The organism is Exiguobacterium sp. s189 (assembly GCF_018617615.1).
Lineage (GTDB): Bacteria > Bacillota > Bacilli > Exiguobacteriales > Exiguobacteriaceae > Exiguobacterium > Exiguobacterium aestuarii_A.
In genome coordinates this window covers 53,267-74,439 of the sequence record NZ_JACSKM010000003.1, presented here as the reverse complement: position 1 = coordinate 74,439, position 21,173 = coordinate 53,267, and the positions used below count along the sequence as shown (strand labels likewise).

At 50.1% G+C, this 21,173-nt stretch carries 22 protein-coding genes; 7 read left to right on the top strand and 15 right to left on the bottom strand.

Annotated elements, in window-relative coordinates; genetic code table 11:
• Positions 1–29 precede the first annotated feature (29 nt).
• The 6 genes from treC to KNO99_RS15480 form a co-directional block, all read right to left on the bottom strand.
• On the bottom strand, positions 30–1,664 hold the full coding sequence (treC, locus tag KNO99_RS05065) for an alpha,alpha-phosphotrehalase (protein ID WP_214745881.1): 1,635 nt from the start codon (positions 1,662–1,664) through the stop codon (positions 30–32).
• Between the two features lie 83 nt (positions 1,665–1,747).
• Entirely contained in the window at positions 1,748–3,196 is a 1,449-nt protein-coding gene (gene treP, locus KNO99_RS05060; RefSeq protein ID WP_214745878.1) for a PTS system trehalose-specific EIIBC component, read from the bottom strand.
• Positions 3,197–3,397: 201 nt separating this feature from the next.
• Positions 3,398–4,105: a trehalose operon repressor gene (gene treR / locus KNO99_RS05055; RefSeq protein ID WP_214745875.1), complete on the bottom strand. Its 708-nt coding sequence runs from the start codon at positions 4,103–4,105 to the stop codon at positions 3,398–3,400.
• 51 nt (positions 4,106–4,156) lie between these two features.
• Positions 4,157–5,005, bottom strand: a complete 849-nt coding sequence (locus KNO99_RS05050; protein WP_214745872.1) for a DegV family protein — start codon at positions 5,003–5,005, stop codon at positions 4,157–4,159.
• Between the two features lie 94 nt (positions 5,006–5,099).
• Positions 5,100–5,792 carry a response regulator transcription factor gene (locus KNO99_RS05045; RefSeq protein WP_271305325.1) on the bottom strand — a complete coding sequence of 231 codons (693 nt, stop codon included), beginning with the start codon at positions 5,790–5,792 and terminating at the stop codon, positions 5,100–5,102.
• Positions 5,793–5,814: 22 nt separating this feature from the next.
• A complete protein-coding gene (locus tag KNO99_RS15480; protein WP_214745869.1) occupies positions 5,815–6,939 on the bottom strand; it encodes a sensor histidine kinase in 1,125 nt (374 codons plus the stop codon).
• 180 nt (positions 6,940–7,119) lie between these two features.
• Here KNO99_RS15480 and KNO99_RS05035 point away from each other — a divergent pair, with 180 nt between their 5' ends.
• Complete coding sequence (locus KNO99_RS05035; RefSeq protein ID WP_214745866.1) at positions 7,120–7,761, top strand: YigZ family protein; 642 nt, start codon at positions 7,120–7,122, stop codon at positions 7,759–7,761.
• Positions 7,762–7,802: 41 nt separating this feature from the next.
• A complete protein-coding gene (locus tag KNO99_RS05030) occupies positions 7,803–8,810 on the top strand; it encodes an LCP family protein (RefSeq protein WP_214745863.1) in 1,008 nt (335 codons plus the stop codon).
• A gap of 40 nt (positions 8,811–8,850) precedes the next feature.
• Here KNO99_RS05030 and KNO99_RS05025 read toward each other — a convergent pair whose 3' ends face one another.
• The 5 genes from KNO99_RS05025 to KNO99_RS05005 form a co-directional block, all read right to left on the bottom strand.
• On the bottom strand, positions 8,851–9,903 hold the full coding sequence (locus tag KNO99_RS05025) for a glycosyltransferase family 4 protein (RefSeq protein ID WP_214699601.1): 1,053 nt from the start codon (positions 9,901–9,903) through the stop codon (positions 8,851–8,853).
• Positions 9,904–10,027: 124 nt separating this feature from the next.
• Positions 10,028–10,438, bottom strand: coding sequence for a Rok-like winged helix domain-containing protein (locus tag KNO99_RS05020; protein ID WP_214745860.1), 411 nt, complete (start codon positions 10,436–10,438; stop codon positions 10,028–10,030).
• Between the two features lie 210 nt (positions 10,439–10,648).
• A complete protein-coding gene (gene pgmB / locus KNO99_RS05015) occupies positions 10,649–11,314 on the bottom strand; it encodes a beta-phosphoglucomutase (protein ID WP_214745858.1) in 666 nt (221 codons plus the stop codon).
• A gap of 200 nt (positions 11,315–11,514) precedes the next feature.
• Entirely contained in the window at positions 11,515–11,850 is a 336-nt protein-coding gene (locus KNO99_RS05010; protein WP_074033784.1) for an Asp23/Gls24 family envelope stress response protein, read from the bottom strand.
• A 74-nt stretch (positions 11,851–11,924) separates the two neighbouring features.
• Positions 11,925–12,980, bottom strand: coding sequence for an acyltransferase family protein (locus KNO99_RS05005; RefSeq protein ID WP_214745855.1), 1,056 nt, complete (start codon positions 12,978–12,980; stop codon positions 11,925–11,927).
• Positions 12,981–13,309: 329 nt separating this feature from the next.
• On the opposite strand from KNO99_RS05005, the gene KNO99_RS05000 reads away from it, so the two are divergent.
• Positions 13,310–13,798, top strand: a complete 489-nt coding sequence (locus KNO99_RS05000) for a hypothetical protein (protein WP_214693723.1) — start codon at positions 13,310–13,312, stop codon at positions 13,796–13,798.
• Positions 13,799–13,803: 5 nt separating this feature from the next.
• On the opposite strand, the gene KNO99_RS04995 is transcribed toward KNO99_RS05000, so the two are convergent.
• Together KNO99_RS04995 and KNO99_RS04990 are read right to left on the bottom strand one after the other, a co-directional pair.
• Positions 13,804–14,403, bottom strand: a complete 600-nt coding sequence (locus KNO99_RS04995; protein ID WP_214693725.1) for an alpha/beta hydrolase — start codon at positions 14,401–14,403, stop codon at positions 13,804–13,806.
• Positions 14,400–15,344, bottom strand: a complete 945-nt coding sequence (locus KNO99_RS04990) for a VOC family protein (RefSeq protein WP_214745853.1) — start codon at positions 15,342–15,344, stop codon at positions 14,400–14,402. The genes KNO99_RS04995 and KNO99_RS04990 overlap by 4 nt, the downstream gene beginning before the upstream one ends.
• A 116-nt stretch (positions 15,345–15,460) precedes the next feature.
• Between KNO99_RS04990 and KNO99_RS04985 the strand changes: the two genes are divergently transcribed.
• The 3 genes from KNO99_RS04985 (at position 15,461) to KNO99_RS04975 (ending at position 18,024) form a co-directional block, all read left to right on the top strand.
• Positions 15,461–16,351: an ABC transporter ATP-binding protein gene (locus KNO99_RS04985; RefSeq protein ID WP_214745850.1), complete on the top strand. Its 891-nt coding sequence runs from the start codon at positions 15,461–15,463 to the stop codon at positions 16,349–16,351.
• A complete protein-coding gene (locus KNO99_RS04980; protein ID WP_214745848.1) occupies positions 16,341–17,534 on the top strand; it encodes an ABC transporter permease in 1,194 nt (397 codons plus the stop codon). Before KNO99_RS04985 ends, KNO99_RS04980 begins: the two co-directional genes overlap by 11 nt.
• A gap of 64 nt (positions 17,535–17,598) precedes the next feature.
• Positions 17,599–18,024 carry a hypothetical protein gene (locus tag KNO99_RS04975; protein ID WP_214693732.1) on the top strand — a complete coding sequence of 142 codons (426 nt, stop codon included), beginning with the start codon at positions 17,599–17,601 and terminating at the stop codon, positions 18,022–18,024.
• Positions 18,025–18,076: 52 nt separating this feature from the next.
• On the opposite strand, the gene KNO99_RS04970 is transcribed toward KNO99_RS04975, so the two are convergent.
• Entirely contained in the window at positions 18,077–18,676 is a 600-nt protein-coding gene (locus KNO99_RS04970) for a helix-turn-helix domain-containing protein (RefSeq protein ID WP_214745845.1), read from the bottom strand.
• Positions 18,677–18,765: 89 nt separating this feature from the next.
• Complete coding sequence (locus tag KNO99_RS04965) at positions 18,766–19,266, bottom strand: PTS sugar transporter subunit IIA (protein WP_012727005.1); 501 nt, start codon at positions 19,264–19,266, stop codon at positions 18,766–18,768.
• A 208-nt stretch (positions 19,267–19,474) separates the two neighbouring features.
• On the opposite strand from KNO99_RS04965, the gene KNO99_RS04960 reads away from it, so the two are divergent.
• Entirely contained in the window at positions 19,475–21,169 is a 1,695-nt protein-coding gene (locus KNO99_RS04960; RefSeq protein ID WP_214745843.1) for a M3 family oligoendopeptidase, read from the top strand.
• Positions 21,170–21,173: the final 4 nt, after the last annotated feature.

The following is a 21,173-nucleotide window of genomic DNA, read 5'->3' as shown; positions in this document are numbered from 1 at the left end:
ACCCGACGAAAAAGTCGGGTCCTACCTGCTTATTTCTGTTTGTAGAACATGATCGCCTCATACGGACGAAGGGACAACGTCGTCCCGTCGAGCTCAGGCACGTCGTAGTTGTGGCTGACGACGCTCACCCGCTCGAAACCTTCTGGGATGGTGTACGTCGTTTCCGTTCCATAGAAGTTGGCGACGACGAGGAGCTCCTCGCGGTCCGTCTTCCGTGTATATGCCCAAACGTCTAACGAATCAGGCGTGAGGAGCGTATAGTCCCCGTCCGTCAAGACGTCAAGTTCTTTTCGTAATGCAATCAAGTTCTTGTAGTGGTAGAACACCGAGTTCGGGTCATCGAGCGCCGCTTCGACGTTCACGTCCTGGTAGTTCGGTGCCACGTTGATCCACGGTGTGCCGTTCGTGAAGCCGGCATGTGTCGTCGCATCCCACTGCATCGGCGTCCGTGAGTTGTCGCGTGACTTTTGCTTGATGGCTGCCATCATGTCTTCATGCGACACACCTTCTTCGCGCTTCAACTTATAAATGTTGAGCGTCTCGATGTCACGATACTCGTTCAAATCATCAAAGCCAGGATTCGTCATCCCGATTTCTTCTCCTTGATAGATGTACGGTGTCCCTTGGAGTCCGTGGAGCACGGTCGCAAGCATCTTCGCACTCTCGACGCGATGGTTCGTGTCGTTCCCGAAACGACTGACGACGCGCGGTTGGTCATGGTTGCACCAGAAGATGGCGTTCCATCCCTTCCCGTGCATCCCTTGTTGCCACGTCGACATGATGTCTTTCAACTGGATGAAGTCGAACGGGGAGGCGACGAATTTCTCGCCGTTCGGGTAGTCGACTTTCAAGTGATGGAAGCTGAACGTCATGCTGAGCTCGTTCTCGTCCGGGTTCGAATAGCGCACGCAATGGTCGAGCGTCGTCGACGACATCTCCCCGACCGTGATGACGTCATGTCCGTCAAATACTTCTCGGTTCATCTCTTTCAGATATTCGTGGATGCGTGGGCCGTCCGTGTAGAACTTCCGACCGTCCGACTCATCTTCCGGGAAATCTTGTTCTTTTGAGATCAGGTTGATGACGTCGAGACGGAACCCTTTTATTCCTTTCTCGCGCCAGAAGCGCATCATCTCATAGACGTCTTCACGCATCTGTTCATTTTCCCAGTTCAAGTCGGCCTGGGTCACGTCGAACAAGTGGAGATAGTATTGCCCGCTCTTCTCGTCATATTCCCACGCGTTCCCACCGAACTTCGATTCCCAGTTCGTCGGCTCGTCGCGCCAGATGTAGTAGTCACGGTACCTCTCGTCTCCCGCCAATGATTTCTGGAACCATTCATGGTCTGTCGACGAGTGGTTGACGACGATGTCCATCATGAGGCCAATGCCCCGCGCCTCTGCTTCACGGATCAATTCGTCGAGGTCTTCCATCGTGCCGTAAGACGGGTCGATGGCATAGTAATCACTCACGTCATAGCCGTTGTCGTGTTGAGGTGACTGATAGACAGGCGTCATCCAAATGTATTCGATGCCGAGTTCTGCCAAGTAATCTAGCTTCGCCGTCACCCCTTTGATCGATCCGGTCGCGTTTCCTTCCGGACTGTAAAAGCTTTTCGGGTAAATTTGATAGACGACTGATTTGCGCCAATTTTTCTGTGTCATCAACGACATCTCCTTTTTTGTAAGAGTTTTCATTTCAATAAGAAAGAGGGAAGAACTGCCGTCCCTCCCTCCCGAGTCAATACTTATGCGACTTTATTTTCTTCGAATTCACCTTTCTTCATGTAGCGCTTCGACAAGATGAATGTGAGCGCGAACGGTACGATGATCGCGATGATCATTCCGACGATGAAGAGAAGGATTTTGTCTGTGAAGATTGAGAGGAATCCAGGGAGTCCTCCGACACCGATTGCGATTGCTTGAACATCATTCAATGTGATGAAGATGGCTGCAATCGCTGACCCGATCATTGCAGAGTAGAACGGGAATTTATTCGGCAAGTTGACCCCGAACATCGCCGGCTCCGTGATCCCGAAGTAAGCCGAGATCGCTGAAGTCGATGCCATGCTCTTTTGCTTCGCGTTGTGCTTGTAGACGAAGAACATCGCGAGTGCAGCAGAACCTTGTGCGATATTTGAGAGTGCGATCATCGGCCAGATGAACGTACCGCCTGTATCTGCAATCAACTGAAGGTCGATGGCGATGAACAAGTGGTGCATCCCTGTGACGACGAGTGGTGCATAGAACAATCCGAAGAGGAGTGCCCCAACGACCGGTACGGCTTCAAACGTGTTGACGAGTCCTGTCGCAATCACATTACCAATTCCACGTGTGATTGGTCCAACGATTGCGAGTGCGAGGAATCCAGTGACGACGATTGTCGTGATCGGAACGACCAAGAGTTGAATCGCGTTCGGTACACGTTTTTTCAAGAACATCTCAATTTGGCTCAAAATATAAGCCGCGGCGAGAACCGGCAAGATTTGGCCTTGATATCCAACTTTCTCAATCTCGAACAGTCCGAGAATATCGAACGTCGGTACTTCTCCTTCAAGTGCCGCTGTTCCGTAACCCCAAGCGTTCAAGAGGTCCGGGTGGACAAGCAAGAGACCCATGACGATCCCCAGTACTTCGCTTCCGCCGAAACGCTTCGTCGCCGACCATCCGACGAGTGCCGGTAAGAACACGAATGACGTGTTCGCCATCATGTTGATGAGGTCCCAAAGTCCTTGTAAGTTCGGATAAGCCTCGATAAGCGTTTGCCCTTCGATGAAGAGACCTTCAGAAGCAAGTAAGTTGTTGATCCCCATGAGGAGACCGGCCACGATGATGGCTGGAATGATTGGCATAAAGACGTCAGAGAAGACTTTGACGAGTTTTTGAAGCGGATTCATTTTTTTGCCGCCTGCGGATTTGACCTCGGCGACCGTTGCCGCTTCGAGTCCTGCGAGTTTGATGAACTCGGCATAGACGCGGTCGACATCACCGGCTCCGATGACGATTTGATACACGCCCGAGTTCTCGAACGCCCCTTTGACGAGATCGACTTCTTTCACACGTGCCTCATCGACTTTTGACTGGTCTTTGAGGGAGAGACGGAGACGTGTCACACAGTGTGCGGCTTTGTCCACGTTGTCTTTGCCACCGATCGCTTCAAGGATGTCTGCGGCAATTTGACGATAATCTGCCTTCATGTTTATTGTCCTCCTTTGTTTGAAAACTTCTAATGAAAACGGTTACTTATGAGTACAAACAAAGTATAACTTATCTATATAAGTTAAGTCAACAACTTATATAGATAAGTTTGAGTGAAGGTTCTGTGACCAGATTCATTGTAAAAAATTCCCTTAATCATTCTCTTTCAAACAAAAAACCTCTTCCTGTTCGAAAGAGGTTTAGCGCCGGGCGACGTCACTGAACTGGAACTTGTCCAAGCGGTGACGGGATTCCGTATATTCGAATTGCTGTCCTTCATATAAGAACGTATCGTTCGTGATGACGATGACATATTCATAGTCGTGCAAATCAAGACGCATCCGGTCGAGCTCGGTCACGTCCTCCGCCGCAATCTTTCGTTTGGCGTAGCTGATCTGTAAGCCGAGCTCTCCTTCGATATATCCATAAATCGAACGAGCAGCGATTTCTTCTGTCAATCCAGGAACGAGGTCTTTGACGAAATAGTTGATGTCGAGGATGACGTTCTCCCCGTCAAAGTTTCGGACGCGTTCGATGCGAAACACTTGCGTTCCCGGTTTCAAGTTCATCCGTTCGACGAGCCAAGGTGGGGCCTCCATCTCTTCGAACGCCGCAACGTGCGTCTGGATGGAGCGACCGAGCATGCTGGCGTACACTTCTGAGAAACTGACAATCCCATTGAATTGAAACTCAATCTGGTCGCGCTTCAACACGAAGACACCTTTTCCGTGGTGCTTCCGGACGTACCCGTTTTCCTGTAAGAGGTCAAGTGCCTTCCGGACTGTCCCCCGACTTGCCTCAAACTGATGCATCAACTCCGTCTCCGACGGGAGTTTCGAGTCTGCAGGTCTCGTGCCGTTCCGCATCTCTTCTGCCAACCGTTCAAATATTTGGCGATATTTCGCCATCGCATTCCCTCCTCCATTGAAAAAGACGACCAGAAACGGTCGTCTTGTGGTTTACCATTCGCGACGATACCAAGTGATGCCGATTGCACCAGGTCCGAGATGCGTTCCGATGACCGGACCGAAATGGCTTCCCGAGATGTGTGCTTTCGGGAACTTCTGTTTCATCGAAGCGATTTCTTCCGCCTGACGCTCCGGGCAGTTGGCGTGAATGATTCCGATACAGTATCCCTCACCGTCACCTGCAATTGACTCGTCCATCATTTCTTCGATTCGACGTACAGCCTTCTTATACGTGCGAATTTTCTCAAATGGGACAATCAACTTGTCTTGGAAGTGAAGGACTGGCTTGATTTGTAAGAACGAGCCGACGAGCGCTTGCGCGGCGCTCAATCGTCCACCACGTTGCAGATGATCGAGGTCATCGACGACGAAATAGGCACGAATCGAGTCACGGACCGTCTCAAGTCGGGCGATGATTTCTTCCGGCGCGGCGCCTTTGTCACGGAGGTTTAACGCCTCTTCTACCAAGAACGCTTGCGGCATACAAGAAATCTCAGAGTCAAACGCATGAACGGTCACGTCGACCATATCATTTAACGCGACCATCGACTGATACGTTCCGCTGATACCACTCGAGAGTGTGATGGCGATCACGTCCGTCACATCATCCGGTAAATTCTCAATCAACTCGACCGTCTCCCCGATGACCGGTTGTGACGTCGTCGGTAGTTTGCCTGCCTCGATTCGCTCATAAAACGCCTCCGTCGACATATCGATCGACTCGCGGTACGACGCGCCATCGAAGATGACACTGAGTGGAGCGACATGGACGTCATGTCGTGCCAAAAAATCATCCGACAGATAGGCGGTACTGTCGGTTAAAATCGCAATGTTTCCCATACTATATCCTCACTTTACGTCGTTTCATTTTCCAATTATGTTAGGATTCCATTCCATATTGTAACACAAAAACGAGGTAAAGCATCGGTGACGCTCAAATCTCGACCCATCCCCGGCGAATCGCATCGACGACCGCTTGCGTCCGGTCGTTCACATCCATCTTACGGAGGACAGAGGACACATGGTTTTTAACCGTTTTTTCACTGATGAACAACATATCACTGATGTCTCGGTTCGAGCGACCATCCGCGAGAAGGTGTAACACCTCGACCTCACGACGTGACAACAGTTGGTATACCGGATCATCCGTGCGACTTTCGACGCCACGACCCGCTTGTTCCCCTTTGAATTGTAAGAGACGACGGTACTCTTTCAAGACGTTCGTCGTTACTTTCGGGTGTAAGTATGCCCCATCGCGAGCGACGGCACGGACCGCCGAAATCAATTCGGTCGACGCCACTTCTTTTAAGAGAAAACCAGACGCGCCCGCTTCGAGCGCATGCGTGATATATGACTCATCATCGTGGATCGAGAGGATGAGGACGCGTGTCTCCGGTGACAGGAGCGACAGTTGCTTTGTCGCCTCGATCCCGTTCATGTCCGGCATGTTGATGTCTAAGATCATGATCTCCGGTTTTTGTTCGCCGGCGATGCGAATCGCCTCGCGACCCGTCCGTCCTTCTGCGACGACCGTAAATTCATCTTCTAAATCAAAAATCCGCTTCAATCCTTCGCGGAACAGTTCGTGATCATCCACGATTGCAATGCGTGTCTGTGTCATTTCCATGTATGTCTTCCCCCTTGTTCTCTCACGGAATCGGAATCGACATGCGGACGACCGTCCCCTTGCCGACTTCCGAGTCAATGGTGATACTTCCGTTCACCAACTCAATTCGCTCACGCATCCCGACAATCCCAAACGACTCTTCGCCAATCGAACTCGGTTCGAAACCGATGCCATAGTCGCGGATGTGAAGGTGAATCACATCGCTCGCCTGTTCGACATTGACGATAATCTCTGGCGTTTTGGCATGCTTGATCGCATTTTGCACCGCTTCCTGCACGAGACGGAACACGTTGATTTCTAACTTCTCCGGCAGACGGGCACGTGACCCGCGATAGTTGAGACGCGTCTTGATGGCCGTATACTCTTCCGTTTGGTGGAGATAGCGCTCGAGCGTCGGTAAAAAGCCTAAATCGTCAAGCGACATCGGACGCAAATCGTAAATCAGGCGACGTACGTCGACGAGTGCTCCACGAATCAACTTTTTCAATTCATGTAATTCGGCAAACGCTTCATCTTTCCCTCGTTTATCAAACGTCTTTTCAATCAAGTCGGCACGAATCAAAATGTGGGCAAGCGATTGCGCTGGTCCGTCGTGCATCTCACGAGCGAGGTGACGTCGTTCACGCTCGGCCGCTTCGAATACACCGATGGCCATCTCCTGCTTTTTCATCATGTCCGAATATTCTTGTTGCAGGTCGTCCCGTAAGAAGTTCAAGACGACGCTGACACGACCAATCAGTTTTTCGGCACGTTCGATCGTGTCCTCTAAAATAAGAAGACGTCGTTCTAAATCGTTACGACGCTGCTGGGCCGCCATCTCTTCTTTTTGAACGAGAAACCGCTCCAGTTGCATCTGATTCGCCCGTTCATAGGCGTCACGAATTTCTTGCTCACTATGTATATGAAACTTTTTACTGACTTGAACGAGCTTGCCTTTTGCGGCTTTCACGAGTCGGTCGAGTCGATCGGACTCCTCGATGTAGAACTCGATTTTATCCGTCAATTCTTTCAACTCGTTTTGAATCGCAGAATATTCAGTTGATGAACTTTCGGTTATACGGACAATCTCCTCTTTACTTTCCGTCACCGTATCAATCATATTTGTTATGATATGTTCTAAAGCTGTCCGATCGGTAATATGATTCACGATGCCATCCCCTAATAGTTCGGTAGTTAATCCTCATCTATCCTTATATATCGTCCACTTGAAACCAGGTTTACAGTGCACATGAGAGATTTTCTATAATTTGCATTCGCCAATTGAAGCGTGTGTGCCTACTTGAATTTTAAAAAAAATATTCAAAAATAGAAAGGAGAATTTTCAGAAATGTCTATTGAGTCAAATTATACTATAAAACAAAGTGGAACATACGAAGTCGTCATACAAAAGTCAAAATTTATCGCTCACTTCAAACGTGTCGAAACCGAGGAAGAGGCGCAGTCGTTTATCCAAGGCATCAAAAAAGAGCATTGGAACGCGAACCATAACTGCTCTGCCTACATCATTGGGGAACGAAACGAGCACCAGAAAGCGAACGATGACGGGGAGCCGAGTGGTACAGCGGGCATGCCGATGCTCGAGGTGTTGCGGAAACGTCATCTCAAAGACACGGTCGTCGTCGTGACACGTTATTTCGGAGGTATCAAATTAGGCGGAGGCGGGCTCATCCGGGCATACGGTGGGACCGTCAGCGAAGGACTCGATGCGATCGGGATTGTCGAACGCTTGCAAATGCAACAATTGACGCTTACCGTCGACTACACCTGGATCGGCAAAGTCGAGAATGAATTGCGACAGTCCACCTACTTGCTCGACGATATCTCTTACGCCGACCTCGTCACGTTTCACGTTTCAGTACCCGTGGAAGAGACAACTGTAGCGCTCGATTGGCTGACAGATATGACAAACGGTCAAGGCGCGCTACAAACCCACGATATCCGCATCATCGAACGTGATTTCAAACGCTGAAACGCCTATACTAAAAGAAACAACTGAAATGAGGAATCCACATGGAAACACCCCCACGCAAGAAAAAGTCACCTTGGAAAATCGTCCTCATCGTGTTGGGTGTCGTCTTGCTGATCGGCGGTTCTGCTTTCGGCTATTTTGTCTTCAAAGCGAACGAGACCGCCGAGAACGCGAACAAAGAGTTGGAGCGTGGCGACAAGTCAGAGCGTCGCGACGAGACCATCGATTTGACCAAAGACCACTTCTCCGTCCTGTTAGCAGGGGTCGATGGCGGCGCCTCGCTTGAAGAAGGTCGAAGTGATTCGTTGATGGTCGCGACGTTCAACAAGGAATCACGTCAAGTGACACTCGTCAGCATCCCGCGCGACTCGTATGTCGACATCATCCTCGACGACAACGACCCGTTCAAAGACAAGATTAACCACGCTTACGCCTATGGAGGCATCGATGCGACCATCTCGACCGTCGAGAATCTGCTCGACATCCCAATCGACTATTATGCGACCATCAACTTTGATGGAATCGAAGATTTAGTCGATGCGGTCGGCGGCGTCGAAGTCGATGTACTCATCCCCATCTCCGGAAAAGCGACGGGAAATGTCGAGCTTGAGCCTGGTGTTCAAGTCTTGAACGGAAAAGAAGCGCTCGCATACGCCCGCATGCGAAAAGAAGACCCTGCCGGCGACATTGGTCGGGCCGGTCGACAGCAACAAGTCATCGAGGCCATCATCAACGAGGCGACCACGATCAACTCGTTCACCAAGTTGAACAGGATCATGAACGCGGTCGGCGAGAACATTCGAACAAATATGTCCTTGTCGGAAGCCTCGCAGCTTCAACCGTATACGAAATCGCTCAAGTCTTTCAATCGCGAAACGCTTGAAGGAACCGATTTGACGTTGAACGGTGTCTATTACTATGAGCTCGACCCGGCTGACCTACGAGACGCGCAAGCCCTTCTCCAAACGGAGCTTGGAATGCCCGTCACAGCGGACGAACCGTCAACCGATGAAACAGATGACTCGATGACCGAGACAACGATTTACTAACACAAACGGCCGATATCGCTAGGCGATATCGGCCGTTTGTTTATGTTCGCGGTCGACCAAGTAGTCGCCGAGACGTTCGGATGATGGGTTTATAGTTCGGATGAATGAGTTCCGTCGATTCGACAATCAATTCGATGACGATCAGAACCACGATGAACGTGATGACGGCACCGAGCATTGTCGTCTTCGCAAACAAGATCGATGAGATGCCGAAGAATAGCGTCATCCCATACATGAGCAGAACGGCTTGGCGCGTCGTAAACCCCATGTCAATCAACTGGTGGTGCATATGCGATTTGTCCGGCGACATCGGCGGTCGACCTTGAACGAGCCGACGCACGATTGCGAAAATCGTATCCGAAATCGGCAACCCGAGCAAGAGGACCGGGACGACGAGTGAAAACAACGTCACATTCTTAAAACCAATCAGTGAGAAGACGGCGAGCATATAGCCGAGAAACAGCGCTCCCGTGTCCCCCATGAAAATTTTCGCCGGGTAGAAATTGTGGACGAGAAAGCCGAGCGTGCTCGCGAGCAACAACAAAGCCATCATCGTCAAATAGACGTTCCCTTGAATGATTGCCAGGACGGCAATCGTTCCGAGGGCGATACTTGAGACACCTGCGGCTAGACCGTCGAGTCCGTCAATCAAGTTGATCGCGTTCGTAATCCCGATCAACCAGAGAACCGTGACCGGGATGCTCCATGACCCGAGATACAGTTGCTGATCAAACGGGAGATTGACGAGCTCGATGCGCATCCCAGAGTTCAAAACGATGACCGTCGCAATCATCTGCCCCATCAACTTCACACGGGCAGAGAGCTGGAAACGATCATCGATCAGTCCGGTCAGGAGAATCACGACGGCCCCGATCAAGATGGCGTCATTATAACGACTCGTCGGAAGCAGTAGCGCATAGCCGATGAAGAAGGCGATGAAAATCGCCAGACCACCGATTCGTGGCATCGTCCGTAAATGTACTTTTCGTGCGTTCGGATGATCGACTGCACCGATAAAGAATGCGAATCGACGAACGAGCGGTGTAATCAAGATGGCCATTACAAAACTGACCAACATGGCAATCCATAGCATGGGCCGACAGTTCCTCTCTCAAAAAAATAGACTCTGGCGAATTATATCATATTTTGAATCGATGAGTTGTTATCAGTCCGTTTACAACAAAAAGCCGATGGGTGCTCTCCCCATCGACTCAAGATTATGAATGTGTCACTGCCTCTTTATCTGTTACTGGCTCGTATGTATAGAGGCCGCGGCCAATCTTTTTGATCTCTGGGTTGACCCCTTCGATTTTCACCATCAATTGGTAGATGTTACTGATGTGATGACGATATCGAAGTTCAAGTTCCATTTGGATATCACGTACACTCATGGTTTGTCGTTCTTTTAATAAGTCGGTCACTTGATGAACATACACATCTAACGGATAACGTTGATTGACACGTCGTGGGCGTAAGCGTTTCGACATTTCCGAGAATGCCGTTTCTCGATCTTCGTCTCGATTCAATTCAGAAACTAAATATTCTGCACGTTGTTGGAGTTGTCGATATGACTCTTCAATTTCTAACAATTCTCGATAAATATGCTCATTCTTATTAGTAAATTCCATGCACAAATCCCCTTCCATATACAATTCAAATCTATAATTCTATTTATATAAATTATTTACAAAAATATCTCTTTTAGAATTGTAACGGATTTGTAACGGATTTGTCATCTGTTTTTGGACAATATTGTCTATTCGGGACTTTTGATTCAATAGAAAAAGACGGCGACTGTTCGGGGCAGTCGCCGTCTCACGGAAGATGATTGTAGTCTATTACACGCGAGCGCGGTCGAGGATGCGGTCGAGTGAAAGTTCGTCGGTAGAAGCAACGATGAGGTCTGCATGACCAAGCATCGATTCTTCCCCGACGGCGACAGCAAACATGTTTGCCGCTTTGATTGCAGTTACGCCGGCAGCCGCGTCTTCAACGCCGATGGCGAGTTCGGGTTTCACGCCAAGGGCAGAAGCGGCTTTCAAAAACACTTCGGGGTGTGGTTTTGACTGGGCGACAGTTGCTGCATCGACAATATGGTCGAAGTAATGACGGACACCTAGTGCGTCAACAACCGCAAATGCGTTCTTTGAAGCAGACGCCATTCCGATTTTAAGTCCCGCCTCTTTGATTTCATCCAAGAATGAAACGATGCCAGGAAGAAGATCGTCAGATGAGATATGTTGAATGAGTTCAACGTAATGCTCGTTTTTCTTTTGAGCGAGTTCTTCTTTCTCTTCCGGCGTGAAGTCGTTCTGTTTTCCGCCGAGCGCAAGGATCCGCTCGAGCGATTCAGTCCGACTCACCCCTTTGAGCGTTTCGTTGAATTCGCGGTCAAATGGAATTCCGAGTTCTTCACCGAGCTGCTTCCAAGCGAGGTAATGGTACTCTGCCGTGTCAGTGATGACACCGTCCAAATCGAAAATCACTGCTTCAATCGTTAACATACATGCTTTCCGCCTTTCCTTCAAATGCTTGTGTCGTCAGACTACATTTAGGGAACTTGACAAGTACCCGTCGCACGTTTGGTCAATGATGCAAACGGTTGCACTTGTTCGATTTCTATTATAAATGAAAACGTTATCTTGATGCAACCGTTTTCGCAAAAATCAAAAAAAGAGAAGGGCTCTCTGCTCTCCCCTCTCATTTACAGTTGGATCCCTACGACTTTCACGTTCACCGAACGTGGTGTCATCGCAAGCATCGTATCCATATCTTGCGTGATTCGCTCTTGAACCGCCGTCACCGTTTTAATGATCGACTGCCCATATGCGATATAAAGTGACAAGTTGATCGTGATGCCTTCTTCTGACTCATCGACTTTCACATGCTTCATGAGCGCACGTTCTGACAATTTCGTGTCTTCTTGCGTGAACGATACGTGTTTCGTTTCTTTGACCGCGACTGCGGCAATCATTTCTACGACGTGACGTGAGACGTTCACGTCACCTTCTGTGCTGTGCATTCCATTTTCGTATGGCATAGGGTCACTTCCTTAACTCTAGTTTCGTTTCCTCTTTATAAAGTGTAGCGGAAATGAAGCGTTTAGAAAAGACTTTACCCTTTCACACCTTTCGTATTTTGTACGCGCCTCACGTCAATCTCGACGAGCGGACGTAAGAGACGAACCATCGGCGGACTGATAATCACGAGTACCATCACGAATGCGACACCGAACAAGACGAGCAATTGCATCCACGACGTCGGCATGAATCCAGCCGGCACGAACGCTTTCCAAGCGACCACGAAGAAGACGTGAACGAGATAGACATACAAACTATATCGTCCTGCCCTCGAGAAGATTGGTAGTTTTCGTCCCGGAATGATGAGCGCGAAACTGATCGACATGAGAAGTGACACCGTATAGACGATCAAGAAAGCGAACGGTCCGCTCCACATTGCCTCCGGCACCGCCGTATCATAAGCGAAGCGGAACTTGAACAAGTTTCCGATGTGATAGAACGCGTCGGCCTGTTGGACGCGCATGGAAACCAATAGGCCAATCGTCAACGTGACAAAGACAATCGCTCCCCCAATTCGGTAACGGTTCCGTTGTTCGGCCCGTTTCGGTAGCTCGAAGAAGTTGAGTGTGTTCCGTTCGGACATCCAGTTCCCGATCAAGAAGAACGGATAGAACATGATCACTTTTCGTAACGCGAAATAGCCGGTCGCCTCTGCCTGGAACCCGAACAAGAGCGCAAATAGGAGTGCGTATAGCACATACCCTTTCAGCTGCGTCACGTACGGGGTAATGATGTACCAGAAGATGATTGCCATCAAATACCAAAGTGCCCAATACGGTTTCAACAGATTCAGCCCCGGATTCTCCAGCGAGAAAATCGGGATGCCTTCTGTGAAAGCGAACCACGACCCGAGAATGACTTGCCAGATGACGTAGACAACGAACAACTGAATCACACGTAAATAACGGTTCTCCCGATAGAAGTAACCGCTTAGCATAATGAATAACGGCATATGGAAGGTGTACAGGAACAAATACACCCACTTCGGAAGAATGTCGTCATACACGCCGCGGACGTCCGTCAACAAGTGACCGAACACGACGAGTAAGACGAGTACTCCCTTAATATTGTCATACCAATAATTTCTCATAACATTCCCTCTAGTTCTTTATGATGATTGCGATGAAGCTGACCTTCATGTTTTCACGTTCAATTCGCACACGGACTGCATGGAAGGTCAGATGGAAAAATCCCTCACCTATCATAATCGATTCCCTCGCCAAGTGAAATTACGTTTCAACAAAATTTTCATGTCTTCACTGTCATCATTCCCATAATTCGCGTATTGCAAGCCGAAACGTCAAAAAATCCTCACGATTCAGCACGTTGTGGGCGTATTCAAATAGACGGGATTGGGTAGAGTATAGTATAGTAGTGTTACTAAATATTCAGAATATTCTAATAAAGGAGGTGGAGAGAATGGCTTCGATCATCCGGAATCGACATCATATGGTGCACGACCCGAAACGTTCATTCTCTAACTTCGGATTCTGGTGGTTAATCAGCAGCTTTTCCGTCGGGCTACTGATGGTGGCCTTTGAGTCGGTCCGTAACGGGTTCTCTGCCATTCATCCTGTGTTGTCTAGTATGGCCTTCCTCGGTCTCACGTTCGCGCTCGGTGTGTGCGCCAAATTGGTCCGTGACGTATGGTGGCTCAACTATCTGCTCGAGCGCACCCAAAACCGGTACTTATACATCGGTGGCGATACGCTTCAGAGCTGGCAGTATACGCTCGACTCGATCTGGTTGCTCACGCGAACCTCACAAAAAAAGCTCGGCCGATTGTATATCCAAATCGACCGAACCGTGCATGCTGAGGAAGCGAAACGCTTATTCGCCGCCTATTTGATTGACCGAGGTGTCCTCGTCGTCTATTCTCGTCCGAACAAACCGAAAAAAATGGCTTGAACGAATTAGTCGAGGTGAGCGGCGATCCATGTCCGTGCCGCCTCGACTTCTTCCATGCGCACTTCATGCCCACCCGTATGATAGAAGAGCTCGACGTCCGCTCCGGCATTCCGGAGTGTCGATGTCAGCTCTTCTGTTTCTGCTTTCGGGCAAATCGGATCGCGCTCACCTGCCGAGATGAATACGTTCGTACCTGACAAGTCAGGCAATGTGAGCGAACGGTCCGGGACCATCGGATGGAACAAGAGTGAAGCGGCGAATGCTGGTTGACGGTATAGTGCCGATCCGATCAAGTTCGCCCCGTTCGAATATCCGATTGGGATCATCTTGTCGCGTTTGATTCCATATTCCGCTGCCGCATCATCTAAAAACTGAAGGAAGCGTTCTGTCTGTTTCTTTAAATCTTCGAGGTCGAGCACGCCTTCCGCGTGACGACGGAAGAAGCGGGTCATCCCATTCTCAAGGACGTCCCCTCGTAGCGTCAGGACGTTCGATTCCGGTGATAACTCTTTTGCGAGCGGGATCAAGTCTTGCTCGCTCCCCCCTGTTCCGTGCAATAAGACGAGCGTCGTCTCTTTCGTTCCTTGAATGAATTGATGAATCATATCCGTTCTCCTTTCGGAATTGTAATCGTTGGTAGCGTGCGCACAATCTTGTCGCGGTCCGCTTCAAGCCATAATGGTAGGCGTAACGTCTCACCGAGCGTGTCGATGGACTCGTCCACGGTGAACCCAGGTACGTCTGTCGCGAGTTCGTGCAAGATCCGTCCGGCATCATGGAAATAAACCGAGCGGAAATAGTTCCGTTCTTTCACTTCGGTCGGTCTCAATCCAAGGTCAAAGATGGCGTCTTGCCACGTCGGATAGTGTTCACCGTCCGCGACCCGCCAAGCGATATGGTGGACCGTACCCGTTCCGGGCACACCGTTCGGAAGAATCGTCTTTTTGACGTCGATGACGTTCCCATAGTCAGCCGTCCCTTTCAGACGTACCCATTCCTCGTCTTCTCCGACTCGTTCAAATCCAAACAGTTCCGTCAACAAGCGTACGGTCTCGTCTGGTGCTTTTGATAATAATGTCGCGCCCGCGAATCCGACGATCGCCTCATCCTTCGTGACGCCTGGGATGACCCAGCGCGTCTGTTTCGTCGTCGGTCGCGCAACGAGTTCGACGACGAGTCCATCCGGGTCTTCAAACAGAAGTGACGGCTCCTCGAACCGTTCCGTGGCGACGGTCGCAATTCCATGCTGTTGTAATCTTTCTTCCCAAAACGGTAAACTTCCTGCCGGCACGAGATATGTCGTCACGCCGACTTGACCGCTCCCAACCTGTCCTTTACCTAACCCAGGGATTGGGAAGAAGGTAATCACGGTTCCCGGTGTCCCGACCTCGTCCCCGAAATAGAGATGATACGTGCCCGGGTCATCAAAATTGACGGTCTGCTTCACGAAGCGAAGACCGAGTACTTGTCCATAAAAATCAAGCGTACGTTGTGGGTCTTGTACCATCGATGAAATATGATGGATGCCTGTAGACTGCGTATTCATTGTCATCCTCCTTTATTATCTTGATTTCAAGATAAATCATTTGCCAGAAAAAGTGAAACTTTTTGCTCACGGTGGCGTACGATAAGAAGAGAGACATTCTAAGGAGGTATAAGAACATGGCATTACAGATTGAACGAGTCACCAAAGAATTCGGTGACTTCACCGCTGTCGACGACCTCACGTTCCGCGTGCCACAAGGAGAAATGTTTGGTCTTCTCGGAGCGAACGGTGCCGGCAAGACAACGACGTTCCGGATGATCCTCGACATTTTGAAACCGACCGATGGAAGCATCACGTGGAACGGCAAAGCGGTCGACCATCGGATTGTCGGATATTTACCCGAGGAACGAGGACTATACCCGAAGTCACAAGTACGCGAACAACTCGTCTTTTTAGCCAGTTTGAAAGGCATGCGTTCAAACGATGCCAAACGTGCGGTCAAATCATGGCTCGAACGGCTAGAGATTCCCCAGTATGAGACGATGCGCGTCGAGCAACTGTCAAAAGGGAATCAGCAGAAAATCCAACTCGTGGCCGCGCTGCTCCACAACCCCGAGCTCGTCATCTTAGATGAGCCGTTCAGTGGACTCGATCCAGTCAACGTCGAGATTCTGAAACGCGAGGTGCTCGCTTTGCGTGACGCCGGAACGACCATCGTCTTCTCGAGTCACCGGATGGAACATGTCGAAGAGCTCTGTCAACATGTCGGCATCTTGAAAGGTGGACGTGCCGTCGTCAGTGGTGACGTACCCTCCATCAAGTCGCGTTACGCCGAGCCAGCCCTCTTCATCGAGACGGACCAGATTCACGTGCTCGAATCACTCCCGGTCATCGAAACGATCGAGCCGTATAAGTCCGGTCATTTAGTACGTCTACATTCATTTGATGATAGCGACGTCGTCCTATCGACACTCGTTCGCCATCAGGCAAACGTGAAGACGTTCATGCGCCAACCGGTATCGCTCAATGACATCTTTATCAAGGAGGTCGGACAGCATGTTTCATAACTTTGAACCGCTCTATGCATTCACCCTCAAGTCGAGGATCCGTTCAAAAGCGTTCGTCATCTCGACAGCGTTGACGATTCTTTTCATCTTCGGATTCACGAACATCGACCGCATCATGTCCTCGTTCGAGGATTCGGAGCAAGCGAGCGCCCTCGTCGTAACGGAAAACACAGCGCTCGTCGATACGATGCAGTCGCTCGGCTATGAAGACGTTGCCACGAGTGACATCACCGAAGAAGAGGCACGCGCCGAAATCAATGACGGCGAATACGGAGTCGTTGCTTTTGTCGACGGTTACGACGCACGTGTCATCTCGGAACGCCCTGAGCAGGAATTCACGACCATCTTGCAAACGTCGCTTCAACAATTGCGTAATGCGGAGTTGATCGAATCAGCCGATGTCGACCCGGCCGTCATCACGGCTCTCAGTGAACCGATTCAACTCGATGAGTCGTATCTCGGGCGCGGAGGCGAGAACTCGGATGAGCTGCTTTCGTCTTCGGCACTCGTCTATGTCATGTTGATGCTCCTTTACATCTCGATCATTACGTACGGATCGATGATTTCGACAGAAGTGACGACCGAGAAGTCGTCGCGTGTTATGGAGCTGATCATCTCGACGACGCATCCGGTGACGCACATGCTCGCCAAGGTGTCCGCCATCGGGACACTCGCCCTCATCCAGATCGGGATTTTCCTCGGGTTTGGTTATGTCAGCGCGAGCGGCAGTGAGTTAGCGACGACCGTCATCGAAAACGCCGGGAATGCGCGAGCTGTCATCTACTTACTCGTCTTCTTCCTACTCGGCTACTTGTTGTACGCGTCACTCTTCGCCGTCCTCGGCTCACTCGTCAGCCGCGTCGAAGAATCCCAACAGATGGTCATGCCGGTCATCATGCTTCTCGTCGCAGCATTCTTAGTGGCGATGTTCGGCTTGAACAATCCAGATGCGACCATCGTGACGATTCTCTCCTTCGTCCCGTTCTTTGCCCCGATGCTCATGTTCCTTCGGGTCATGCTCGTCGATGTGGCTGTGTGGGAAGTCGCGCTCTCGATTGGCTTACTCATCGGAACGATCGGTGTGACGCTTTGGATCGGCTCGAAATTCTATCGTGGTGGTGTCTTATTCTATGGAACGAACGCCATTAAACAATGGCGACAAATATTACAAAACCGCCAATAACGTTTACAGCAAATTCGTTTTCGTTTACTCTAAAGAATGTGCAAAATGAGGAGGAAAACGAACTATGCGATCACGATTACTCGCGGCCTTAATCTTTACGTTTATGACGACGCTCACGACGTTCATCTGTTATACCGTCTTCTTAGACGCGGATGCGTTATGGCAAATCCTGCTTGCGTATGCAGGTAGTACGTTTATCGGAACGCTCGCGTTTTGGTATCCGGTCAGCAGACGTCCACAAACGTCTCGCTTCGGTGGCGCATGGATCGGCATCATGATTACTGCAACGACACTCATTGGCTTCACCGTCATCCGCTTTACATTCCGCGGCGACGCAGCAGCTCTGCTCGACTGGCAAACGGTGCTGGCGAGTCTCGCTTACACGTTCGGGTATGTCGGATGGGTGCTCACAATCTTGAATATCGTGCTCGGCTTTTTACTTGCCGGCACTCGTCCGAAAGTACGCTACGAAGCGCGTCCGATGCGCTGATGAATGGAAATGACCAGGAGAGTAATTCTCCTGGTCATTTTTTCGTTCACGATCATTGCAATTTATATGATTTGTCTACGACACCGTACTCTGCATATTGGAAGGAGTTGTCCGCGAACTGGTCGGGGACGAGTCGTTCCACATAGCGAGCGAACGGGACGATGTGTCGATTGGTGTCATGGGACCGACCGAGGTCAAGGACTGCGTCGACGAGTGCTTCGAGGGCGTGGTGCGACGTCGGCTCTTCGTCCTCTTCAAAGATTCGCTGCAATTCCTCTTCATGCATCAAGTCGAAGATGCGCATCCGCTCCTCGAGTTGTCGTTGCATCTCCTCGACGGACTTCCCGTGCATCGCCTCTTCATAGGCGAGTTTCATCTGTTCGATTTCGGGTACTTTCCCTCGCATCAACACTTTGAGCGACTCTCCCGTCCAAATGTGACGCGCCAAATAATTGGAATCGATGCGCAGAGCTTCTGCGAGCGCATCTATGTAAGGCATCGTCGGATAGACCTCACTCAGTTCCGTACGTCGAATAAAATATGGGGCGACGCCGATTTGTTCCGCAAGCGTCTCAATCGATAATCCAGCCCGCTCTCGCAAGATTCGAATCCGGTCCCCGTATCCCCGGTATGGTGCATTTTTACCATCCATCTCATTTCCCCCTTCCCTCTCTTCATTATAATTCCCGAATTCACAAAAAAATACTCGGAAGCATAGGCTCCCGAGTCATGATCGTTCTCTTATTTCTTCGTCAATTCGACGACTTCTGAAGATCCAGCTGTCACCGTGTCGCCTTCTGCGACAAGTTTGTTCACGCCGAAGCTGTCATGGTTCGTGATGATGATCGGAGTGATTGTCGATGGAGCGTTCGCTTTGATGAAGTCGAGGTCGAACGTGACGAGCGGGTCGCCTGCTTTGACAGACTGACCTTCTGTGACGTGTGTCTCGAAGCCTTCACCTTTAAGGTTTACCGTATCCAAACCGATGTGGATCAAGTACTCTGCACCGTTGTCCGCGTTGATACCGATCGCGTGTTTCGTCGGGAATACCGTTGCGATTGTTCCGCTAACTGGTGAAACGACTTTGCCTTCAGTCGGCTCGATCGCAATTCCGTCACCCATCATTTTTTGTGAGAATACTTGGTCCGGTACGTTCGTGATGTCGACGACCTTTCCTGTAAGCGGTGAAACCGCGTTGAGTTGTTCTTCTTTACCACCAAATAGTTTTTTAAAGAATCCCATAGCTTAATCCCTCCAACATGTTCTATTGAATCGAAGTCTTCACTTTTATACCCGAAAAGCTAAAACTTCAATCCCTACCTTATTAACGGTATAGTAGATATAAGGTAGTGCGAAATCGTTTTACACATCGTAAGAATACGAGTGTGCAATCGCTTTTGCAAGCCCTTTTTACACTTTATAAAAATTTCACACGATGGAGGCGCTTACAATGACGACTTTCACAAAATTGTCATATGAACGACCCGACTTGGATGCTTTGAACAGCAGATTGTCGGACTATTCTGCCGAATTACAGCAAGCGAGCACACTAGAGGAAGCGAATGAACTCATTCGTCAAATCAACAAGGAACGGAACGACTTTGAGACACAAAGTCAACTCGTCGCGATCCGACACTCGGTCGACACACGCGACGCTTTTTATGAAGAAGAACAATCTTTCTTCGACGATGCACTACCGGTCTATGAGAAAGAGATTCAAGCATACTACCGCGTCTTGACGAACCACGAGCTCCGTTCTGAACTCGAAGCGGAATGGGGTAGCCAGTTGTTCTCTCTCGCCGAGCGTGCACTCGAGACATTCGAGGAGTCGCTCATCCCGAAATTGCAGGAAGAGAACCGCCTCGCGACGGCTTATCAAAAGGTCATGTCAGCAGCACAGATTGAATTTGACGGCAAGACACTCAACTTGTCACAGTTCGGTCCATACCTTCAGTCACCTGACCGCGATGTCCGTAAAGCCGCATCCGTTGCCCGCTATACATACCTTTCTGACAACGGTGACGAGCTCGACCGGATTTACGGAGAACTCGTACGCGTGCGTACAGAAATCGCACACGCGCTCGGCTTCCCATCATTTGTTGAACTCGGTTATGCCCGTATGCAACGCGTCGGATATGACGAGTCGATGGTCGACAACTTCCGCAAACAAGTCCGCGACGTCATCGTCCCGCTCGCTTCTGCGTTAAAAGAGAAGCAGGCGAAACGCATCGGTGTCGACCATCTCTATTATTACGATGAGTCGTTCGTCTTCCCAGACGGTAACGCGACGCCTCAAGGGGATGAGTCGTTCATCATCGAAGGCGGCAACAAGATGTATCAGGAACTCTCGAACGAGACAGACGAGTTCTTCCAATACATGCAAGAACGCGGCGCCCTCGATTTGACGGCGAAACCAGGTAAAGCTGGCGGCGGATATTGCACGTACTTGCCTTCTGAAGGTCTCCCGTTCATCTTCTCGAACTTCAATGGGACAGCCGGAGACATCGACGTCCTCACACACGAAGTCGGTCACGCCTTCCAAGTGTACGAGAGCCGCCATTTGACGACTCCGGAATACGCTTTCCCGACATACGAGGCGTGCGAGATTCATTCGATGTCGATGGAATTCTTCTGTTGGCCATGGATGGAACTCTTCTTCGGCGACCAAGTCGATAAGTATAAGTTCAACCACTTGGCTGGTAGCATGACTTTCCTTCCGTACGGCGTGCTCGTTGACGAGTTCCAACACGTCGTCTATCGCAATCCGGACATGACAGCTGCCGAGCGTCGTCAGGCGTGGCGCGACTTGGAGAAGGTATACCTTCCGCACCGCGATTATGAGACGAACGACTATCTCGAATCAGGTGCATGGTGGCACCAACAAGGACATATCTTCCAAAGTCCGTTCTACTATATCGACTATACGCTCGCGCAAGTCTGTGCGTTCCAGTTCTGGGTGCGCATGCATGAAGACCGTGAAGCGGCATGGAACGATTACCTCACACTCTGTCAGGCAGGCGGAAGCCGCTCGTTCCTCGAACTCGTCGAACTGGCTGGTCTCAAATCGCCATTCGCAGACGGCGTGTTGAAAGAAACAATCGATCAAATCGAAGACTATCTCTTGAAACACCCACTCGCAAACTAACAAG

Bases quoted from the DNA above. Each gene is read 5' to 3' on its own strand.
- KNO99_RS05030 (WP_214745863.1), top strand. From the start codon at position 7,803: ATGGAAACACCCCCACGCAAGAAAAAGTCACCTTGGAAAATCGTCCTC.
- KNO99_RS04990 (WP_214745853.1), bottom strand. From the start codon at position 15,344: ATGAATACGCAGTCTACAGGCATCCATCATATTTCATCGATGGTACAA.
- treC (WP_214745881.1), bottom strand. From the start codon at position 1,664: ATGACACAGAAAAATTGGCGCAAATCAGTCGTCTATCAAATTTACCCG.
- KNO99_RS05050 (WP_214745872.1), bottom strand. From the start codon at position 5,005: ATGGGAAACATTGCGATTTTAACCGACAGTACCGCCTATCTGTCGGAT.
- KNO99_RS05000 (WP_214693723.1), top strand. From the start codon at position 13,310: ATGGCTTCGATCATCCGGAATCGACATCATATGGTGCACGACCCGAAA.
- KNO99_RS04960 (WP_214745843.1), top strand. From the start codon at position 19,475: ATGACGACTTTCACAAAATTGTCATATGAACGACCCGACTTGGATGCT.
- KNO99_RS04995 (WP_214693725.1), bottom strand. From the start codon at position 14,403: ATGATTCATCAATTCATTCAAGGAACGAAAGAGACGACGCTCGTCTTA.
- KNO99_RS04980 (WP_214745848.1), top strand. From the start codon at position 16,341: ATGTTTCATAACTTTGAACCGCTCTATGCATTCACCCTCAAGTCGAGG.
- KNO99_RS04985 (WP_214745850.1), top strand. From the start codon at position 15,461: ATGGCATTACAGATTGAACGAGTCACCAAAGAATTCGGTGACTTCACC.
- treP (WP_214745878.1), bottom strand. From the start codon at position 3,196: ATGAAGGCAGATTATCGTCAAATTGCCGCAGACATCCTTGAAGCGATC.
- KNO99_RS05045 (WP_271305325.1), bottom strand. From the start codon at position 5,792: ATGGAAATGACACAGACACGCATTGCAATCGTGGATGATCACGAACTG.
- KNO99_RS05025 (WP_214699601.1), bottom strand. From the start codon at position 9,903: ATGCTATGGATTGCCATGTTGGTCAGTTTTGTAATGGCCATCTTGATT.
- KNO99_RS05020 (WP_214745860.1), bottom strand. From the start codon at position 10,438: ATGGAATTTACTAATAAGAATGAGCATATTTATCGAGAATTGTTAGAA.
- KNO99_RS04970 (WP_214745845.1), bottom strand. From the start codon at position 18,676: ATGGATGGTAAAAATGCACCATACCGGGGATACGGGGACCGGATTCGA.
- KNO99_RS05035 (WP_214745866.1), top strand. From the start codon at position 7,120: ATGTCTATTGAGTCAAATTATACTATAAAACAAAGTGGAACATACGAA.
- KNO99_RS04975 (WP_214693732.1), top strand. From the start codon at position 17,599: ATGCGATCACGATTACTCGCGGCCTTAATCTTTACGTTTATGACGACG.
- KNO99_RS04965 (WP_012727005.1), bottom strand. From the start codon at position 19,266: ATGGGATTCTTTAAAAAACTATTTGGTGGTAAAGAAGAACAACTCAAC.
- KNO99_RS05005 (WP_214745855.1), bottom strand. From the start codon at position 12,980: ATGAGAAATTATTGGTATGACAATATTAAGGGAGTACTCGTCTTACTC.
- pgmB (WP_214745858.1), bottom strand. From the start codon at position 11,314: ATGTTAACGATTGAAGCAGTGATTTTCGATTTGGACGGTGTCATCACT.
- KNO99_RS05010 (WP_074033784.1), bottom strand. From the start codon at position 11,850: ATGCCATACGAAAATGGAATGCACAGCACAGAAGGTGACGTGAACGTC.
- treR (WP_214745875.1), bottom strand. From the start codon at position 4,105: ATGGCGAAATATCGCCAAATATTTGAACGGTTGGCAGAAGAGATGCGG.